We start from the raw sequence: 4,514 nt of genomic DNA, 5'->3' as shown, positions 1-4,514 counted from the left end.
AGTCCACGCAGTGCCGCGGGATATCCACCCGCCGCCAGTCGGTCGAGCCTTCCCGCACCACCACCCGCCGCGCTACCCTCCGGTATGAGGGCGCGATTTCCGTGATGCGCCGCTCTCCTGGCCGCACCAGCACCTCGCGGGCGACGCCTTCGTATTCGGCCGGAAGGACGACGCGCCGGACGCGCTCCGGCTCGACGATGACCGTTTTGGCAACCCGCGCGTAGCGCGCCTCACGCCACACCTTGCACAGCACCTTGCGGCCGTGGATGACCCGCCATTCCCAGGCATAGCCGCCGTCATCCACCCTGACCGTGTGATAGACGGTGCGCGTCACGGCCGGCACGACTTCATAGCTGATGCGAGGCGTGGCGATCCGTTCGATGCTCTCGGTCGTGCCGTAGATCGGCGGGTCATAGTGGACGAGCTGGCCGCCGGGGCTCACCATCACCTCTTCATAGACCGTGTCGTAGATCGCCGGCCGATGCACCGGCTCGTAGCATTCGAGCGTGCGGCCGCCGGCCGCGGCCTGCGACACGGCCGCAAGCATTGCGAGGCTGGTCGAGGCGAGCGATGCGGCACCCTTGCGAAGGGAGCTCTTGCAAAAGGAACGCGTGCAAAAGGAACTCTGGCTAAACATGACGTTCCCCCGTTGAAAAAAGGACGCCGGTTCAACGCGGGAGCGTATCGGAAGGTCCGCCATGGACGGGGATTTCACGGCTTGTCGTTAAGCAGCGCGGTTAAGAAACTGCTACCGTGGCGGCCGGGTAGCGCCCTCGCATTTCGGGCAAAGGGCCATCTCCGTCGCAACCTGCAGCATTTCCTTGGGCCGAGCCGCTTGCTTCGACTTAACCAGATGGCTAGGAGGGGCGGCCTTGCGCTAGGGTGAGCCGGCATCCTATTTAGGATTCAACGATCCAGAACCGATTCCGCCCGATTGCTCAGGTCTACGGCGCCGGAATCCATCCAACAAGGGTAGTCCATGAAGAACCCGGTCGAAACCTACATGAACCTCGTTCCGATGGTGGTCGAGCAGACCAATCGCGGCGAGCGTGCCTACGACATCTTCTCCCGCCTGTTGAAGGAACGCATCATCTTCATCACCGGCCCGGTCGAGGACGGGATGGCGACGCTGGTTTGTGCACAGCTTTTGTTCCTCGAGGCGGAGAACCCCAAGAAGGAAATCAACCTGTACATCAACTCGCCGGGCGGTGTGGTGACATCGGGCATGGCGATCTACGACACCATGCAGTTCATCAAGCCGGCGGTATCGACGCTCTGCATCGGCCAGGCAGCCTCGATGGGCTCGTTGCTGCTTTGCGCCGGCCACAAGGATATGCGGTTTGCCACGCCGAACGCCCGTGTCATGGTCCATCAGCCGTCCGGTGGCTTCCAGGGCCAGGCGTCGGACATCGAACGTCATGCGCAGGACATCATCAAGCTGAAGCGCCGCTTGAACGAGGTCTATGTCAAGCACACCGGCAAGAGCTATGACGAGATCGAGCGGACGCTCGACCGCGACCATTTCATGACCGCCGACGAAGCCAAGGAGTTTGGTCTGATCGACAAGGTCATTACGACGCGCGAACTTGGCGAAACCCCCGCCGCATAGGCTCTGATTGGGGGCTGAATGGCGGGATAACGCGCTTTTGGCGCGGCTTGCGGCATTTCGGCCACAATTGCCTGTTCCCTCAAGGTTCGGGATTGCCTACGTTAAGGCTATGTTGATTTTCGACGGCTTAGCTTTGCATGGGGTTGCTGCGAATCATTGTCGCGTTTTCTGATTGTGTTTCGGACGGAATGCGCTGTGTGAGCCGGGGCACTGGCGCCGCCGGATTCCTGCGATAGATTGGTGAGACGCCAATGCGACCAGACCATCGGCTGGCAGGGCGGTGAAAGGACAGAAAAATGAGCAAAGTTAGCAACAACGGCGGCGATTCAAAGAACACGCTCTATTGCTCGTTTTGCGGCAAAAGCCAGCACGAAGTGCGCAAGCTGATCGCCGGTCCGACCGTCTTCATCTGCGACGAGTGCGTCGAACTCTGCATGGACATCATCCGCGAGGAGAACAAGACCTCGATGGTGAAGTCGCGCGAGGGCGTGCCGACCCCGCAAGAGATCCTCAAGGTTCTCGACGACTATGTCATCGGCCAGCCCTACGCCAAGCGGGTGCTGTCGGTGGCGGTCCACAACCACTACAAGCGCCTCGCGCATGCCGGCAAGAACAACGACGTCGAATTGGCAAAGTCGAACATCCTGCTGATCGGGCCGACCGGCTGCGGCAAGACGCTGCTCGCCCAGACGCTCGCCCGCATCATCGACGTGCCTTTCACCATGGCCGACGCCACGACGCTGACCGAAGCCGGTTACGTCGGCGAGGACGTCGAGAACATCATCCTGAAGCTCTTGCAGTCGGCCGACTACAATGTCGAACGTGCGCAGCGCGGCATCGTCTATATCGATGAGATCGACAAGATCTCGCGCAAGTCGGACAACCCGTCGATCACCCGCGACGTCTCGGGCGAGGGCGTGCAGCAGGCGCTGTTGAAGATCATGGAAGGCACAGTGGCCTCCGTGCCGCCGCAGGGCGGCCGCAAGCACCCGCAGCAGGAATTCCTGCAGGTCGACACCGCCAACATCCTGTTCATCTGCGGCGGCGCCTTTGCCGGACTGGACAAGATCATCTCGGATCGCGGCCGCAAGACCTCGATCGGCTTCGGCGCAACCGTGGCGTCGCCCGAGGATCGCCGCACGGGCGACCTGTTCCGCCAGGTCGAGCCGGAGGATCTTTTGAAATTCGGCCTGATCCCGGAATTCGTCGGCCGTCTGCCGGTTCTGGCGACGCTCGAGGACCTCGACGAGCCGGCGCTGATCCAGATCCTGACGGAGCCGAAAAACGCGCTGGTCAAGCAGTATCAGCGGCTGTTCGAGATGGAGAATGTGGATCTCACCTTCCACGAGAACGCGCTGTCGGCGATCGCCAAGCGCGCCATCGAGCGCAAGACCGGCGCGCGCGGCCTGCGTTCCATCATGGAAGCGATCCTGCTCGATACGATGTTCGAGCTCCCGGCGCTGGAAGGCGTGCGCGAGGTGGTGATCTCGGAAGAGGTGGTCTCGGGTAACGCCCGGCCGCTTTACATCTATTCCGAGCAGAAGGAAAAGAAGGGCAATGTCAGCGCCTGAAATGGCACTGATCCGGCAAATTTTCATGGAACGGCGCCCGTGTGGCGCCGTTTTGCTGTGAGGGGCTTACCTGTAGGTGATGGAGTGGCTGATCAAAGCATGCTAACCCTTGATCTTTGCACCGCCCGCATCCACCTAACAGCGGAAGGCCGAGGGCCTGAATTCTGCGCTGTAAAATTCCCGTCACAAACGGTGGTAGGCGGAACGACGCTCGGTCGTTAATATAAGATTCGCGGTTGGCTCAATTAGCGGCCGCGACATGAAAGGTTGGACAATGGCCAAAATATCCAGGGCTTCCGGCGACGGCGTGTTTGCAGTCCTCCCACTGCGCGACATCGTCGTGTTCCCGCACATGATCGTCCCGCTCTTTGTCGGGCGTGAAAAGTCGATCAAGGCGCTGGAAGAAGTGATGGGTCAGGAAAAGCAGATCCTGCTTGCCACCCAGATGAACGCAGCCGACGATGATCCTGAACCCGATGCGATTTTCGACATCGGCACGCTCGCCAATGTGCTGCAGCTCCTGAAGCTTCCCGATGGCACTGTGAAGGTGCTGGTCGAGGGCGCCTCGCGCGCCAAGATCGTCTCGTTCACCGAACGTGCCGACTTCCACGAGGCCCGCGCGACCGCGTTGGTCGAGCCGGAGGAGGAAGAGGTCGAAATCGAGGCGCTGGCCCGCTCGGTCGTCACCGACTTCGAAAACTACGTCAAGCTGAACAAGAAGATTTCGCCCGAAGTGGTAGGTGCCGCCAGTCAGATCGACGACTATTCCAAGCTCGCCGACACCGTTGCCTCGCACCTGGCCATCAAGATCCCCGAGAAGCAGGAGATGCTCGCCACGCTCTCCGTCAAGGAGCGTCTCGAGAAGGCGATGGGCTTCATGGAAGCCGAGATTTCCGTGCTGCAAGTGGAGAAGCGCATCCGCAGCAGAGTCAAGCGCCAGATGGAGAAGACGCAGCGCGAGTACTACCTCAACGAGCAGATGAAGGCGATCCAGAAGGAGCTCGGCGAGGGCGAGGACGGCCGCGACGAGGCTGCCGAGATCGAGGCGCGCATCAAGAAGACCAAGCTTTCCAAGGAAGCCCGCGAGAAGGCGGAAGCCGAGTTGAAGAAGCTGCGGTCGATGTCGCCGATGTCGGCTGAATCGACGGTCGTGCGCAACTATCTCGACTGGCTGCTGTCGATCCCGTGGGGCAAGAACTCCAAGGTCAAGCAGGATCTCGGCTACGCCCAGGACGTGCTCGACGCCGATCACTTCGGCCTCGACAAGGTCAAGGAGCGCATCGTCGAGTATCTCGCCGTGCAGAGCCGTCAGAAGAAGATCAAGGGTCCGATCC

At 61.1% G+C, this 4,514-nt stretch carries 4 protein-coding genes; 3 read left to right on the top strand and 1 reads right to left on the bottom strand.

Annotated features, from left to right (window positions below; translation table 11 throughout):
• The coding region (locus tag EOA60_RS20000; protein ID WP_095825236.1) for a hypothetical protein at window positions 1–547 on the bottom strand (547 nt) is incomplete at its 3' end.
• A 432-nt stretch (window positions 548–979) separates the two neighbouring features.
• Between EOA60_RS20000 and clpP the strand changes: the two genes are divergently transcribed.
• The 3 genes from clpP to EOA60_RS19985 all read left to right on the top strand — a co-directional run.
• Entirely contained in the window at window positions 980–1,609 is a 630-nt protein-coding gene (clpP, locus tag EOA60_RS19995) for an ATP-dependent Clp endopeptidase proteolytic subunit ClpP (RefSeq protein ID WP_066998854.1), read from the top strand.
• Window positions 1,610–1,905: 296 nt separating this feature from the next.
• Window positions 1,906–3,180 (top strand): ATP-dependent Clp protease ATP-binding subunit ClpX, encoded by a 1,275-nt coding sequence (gene clpX, locus EOA60_RS19990; protein WP_059185169.1) that lies wholly within the window; start codon window positions 1,906–1,908, stop codon window positions 3,178–3,180.
• 274 nt (window positions 3,181–3,454) lie between these two features.
• On the top strand, window positions 3,455–4,514 hold a 1,060-nt coding region (locus EOA60_RS19985), incomplete at its 3' end, for an LON peptidase substrate-binding domain-containing protein (RefSeq protein ID WP_206628175.1).

The sequence above is a fragment of the Mesorhizobium sp. M1A.F.Ca.IN.020.06.1.1 genome (assembly GCF_004023265.1).
Taxonomy (GTDB): Bacteria; Pseudomonadota; Alphaproteobacteria; order Rhizobiales; family Rhizobiaceae; genus Mesorhizobium.
Note: the sequence above shows the minus strand (reverse complement) of the source record. Positions and strands in the feature narration are given on the sequence as shown.

Bases quoted from the DNA above. Each gene is read 5' to 3' on its own strand.
- clpP (WP_066998854.1), top strand. From the start codon at position 980: ATGAAGAACCCGGTCGAAACCTACATGAACCTCGTTCCGATGGTGGTC.
- clpX (WP_059185169.1), top strand. From the start codon at position 1,906: ATGAGCAAAGTTAGCAACAACGGCGGCGATTCAAAGAACACGCTCTAT.